This is a genomic window from Protofrankia sp. CiP1_Cm_nod3 (assembly GCF_982290655.1).
In genome coordinates this window covers 33,518-36,032 of record NZ_CEVIVD010000019.1, presented here as the reverse complement: position 1 = coordinate 36,032, position 2,515 = coordinate 33,518, and the positions used below count along the sequence as shown (strand labels likewise).

At 72.4% G+C, this 2,515-nt stretch carries 3 protein-coding genes; all 3 read left to right on the top strand.

Features of this window, described 5'->3' with window-relative positions; genetic code table 11:
• On the top strand, positions 1–191 hold a 191-nt coding region (locus AC5LUJ_RS06415; RefSeq protein ID WP_493464614.1), incomplete at its 5' end, for a hypothetical protein.
• A 323-nt stretch (positions 192–514) separates the two neighbouring features.
• On the top strand, positions 515–1,621 hold the full coding sequence (locus tag AC5LUJ_RS06410) for an outer membrane protein assembly factor BamB family protein (protein WP_493464613.1): 1,107 nt from the start codon (positions 515–517) through the stop codon (positions 1,619–1,621).
• Positions 1,622–1,795: 174 nt separating this feature from the next.
• Positions 1,796–2,377 (top strand): VOC family protein, encoded by a 582-nt coding sequence (locus tag AC5LUJ_RS06405; RefSeq protein WP_493464612.1) that lies wholly within the window; start codon positions 1,796–1,798, stop codon positions 2,375–2,377.
• The last annotated feature ends 138 nt before the right edge of the window (positions 2,378–2,515 follow it).

Here is a 2,515-nt window from a genome sequence, read left to right as displayed (position 1 = left end):
CCCCGGCGGACAGCCAGCCGTCTCTGGCGGACAGCCATCTGCTCTCGACAGAAAGCCACCCCTTCCTGGTGGACGGTCACCCGGAGTACAAGCGGGAGCGGGACAGGCCCGGATGGGACAGGGCGAGACGGACCAGGCTCGGGACCGCCGGATACCGGCGGACGCGGCCGACCGGGACAGCGCGGCCCTGACCAGGACGCCGCCGGGGTCACCGGCGCGGCCCGGGCCGCCGCCCACCTCCCGGGAGCCGATCTCCAGCCCGCCGGGGCGGCACTCCCCCCCGCTCTCGCCGACACCGCCGTTACCGTGGGAGCCGTCCTCATCGGACGGCCGCGCCGGCCGGGCAGGTACCAGCGCCGGCCAGGAACACACAGGTCGCACCGGCTATGGATACGCGGGCCGTAGCGACTACGAACACGCGGATCGCACCGACCGTGGGTACACGGGTCGTACCGGCCACGCGGACCGGGAGCACACCGGTGACCGGCCTGCGCCCGCGCCTGTGCCTGCGCCTGTGCCTGCGCGGCCGCACCGGCGGGCCCTGCTGCGGGCGGGTGGCGCCATCGCCGTGGCCGCGGCGGCCGGGGCGGGCACGTGGGGGGCGGTGCGCCTGCTCGGTTCCGATGGCGCCGATGGCGCCGCCGGCCCACGGCCGTGGGTCTTCACCACCGGTGACGAGGTGTACTCCTCCCCCGCGGTCGAGGCGAGTGTGGTCTACATCGGCAGCAACGACCACCACCTGTACGCCATCGACGCGGTCACCGGCCGTGAACGCTGGCGGTACGCCACCGACGGGGCGGTCACGTCGTCCCCGGCGGTCGCCGGCGACACGGTCTACGTCGGCTGCAACGACGCCTACCTGCACGCGGTGGATGTCACGGACGGGCAGCCGCGTTGGCGCTTCCGCGCCGGGGCGGTGATGCACTCCTCTCCGACCGTGGTCGACGGGGTGGTCTATATCGGCTGCCGTGACCGCAACCTGTACGCGGTCCACACGGCCACGGGCCGCGAATTCTGGCGCTTCACCGGCGATGACTGGTTCAATTCGTCACCAACAGTAGTCAGCGGTGGGGTATATGTCGGCTGCCGCGACCGCAACATCTACGCGCTGGACGCGGCCACCGGCCGGAAACGCTGGCAGCGCACCACCGGCAGCAGCGTCGACTCCTCCCCCACCGTCTCCGGCGGCATGCTGTGGATCGGCGCCGACGACCACAACGTCTACGCGCTGAAGACCTCGGACGGCACCCCGACCTGGCAGTTCACCGCGGACAACGGCGTGGTCTCCACGCCCACGCTGGTGGACAAGGTGCTGTACGTGGGCAGCGACGACGGCAACCTGTACGCGCTGGACGCGGACACCGGCCGGACCCGCTGGCGGTTCCACACCGGCAACGGCATCCGTTCCTCGCCCACCGTGTCCGGCGATCTGGTCTACGTGGGCAGCCGGGACCGCTATGTGTACGCGGTGGACATCGTCACCGGCGAGCAACGATGGAAGTTCGCCACCCGGGCCCCGGTGGACGACTCCTCACCCGTGGTGGAGAACGGCCTGCTCTACGTCGGCAGCCTGGACCACAACGTCTACGCGCTGGACGCGGCCACCGGCGCCGGCCCGTGACCACGGATCCCGGTCGTGAAATTCCGGTCACGAGATCGTCCCCGACAACCCGGACACAGCGGGAACGAACGGGGTACCGTCAAGATAGTTGAACGCTCAACGGCATGCCGCCCGCACGGTGCCATCCGCACGGCGGCGTCCGGCCGAGCGCCCGACCGCAGACAGTGCCCGACCGTGCCAGGCGCTACCGGACAGCGCCCGGGCGCCGAACGGCCCGAGGAGGAGATCATGGGCATCCACCGCCTCAACCACGTCGTCCTCTATGTCCGTGACGTCGCGCGTACCACCGCCTTCTACACCGACGTCCTGGACTTCCGGGTGACGATGACGATCCCCGGCCGGGCCGCCTTCCTGCAGGCGCCGGACTCCACCAACGACCACGACATCGGCCTGTTCGAGCTCGGCGCGGCCGCCGGCAGCTCGCCGGCCGGCCGGTCGGCCGTGGGCATGTACCACATCGCCTGGGAGGTCGGTACCCTTACCGACCTGGAGGACGCGGCCCGCCGGCTCGTCGCGGCGGGGGCGCTGGTCGGCTCGTCCGACCACGGCACCACCAAGAGCCTGTACGCCCACGACCCCGACGGCCTGGAGTTCGAGGTCGTCTGGGTGGTCCCCGCGCACCTGCTCGACGACGCCGCGGCCGTCGCGAACCGCGCCGGTACCCGGCCGCTGGACATCGCCAGGGAGAAGGCGCGCTACGGCGCGGGCACCCGCGGCGGCCTCGGGATCTCCGTCCCGCTCGGCGTCACGGTCTGACGCGAGGCTCGGACGCGGCGGGCCCGGGCCGGCCGGCCGTTCAGACGGTCCCGCCGCCTCGCCCCGAGACCGAGGCCGGGCCTGCGGCCGGTGGACGCGACGCACTCGCCGTGTTCACCGTGTCATCCGTAATACCCA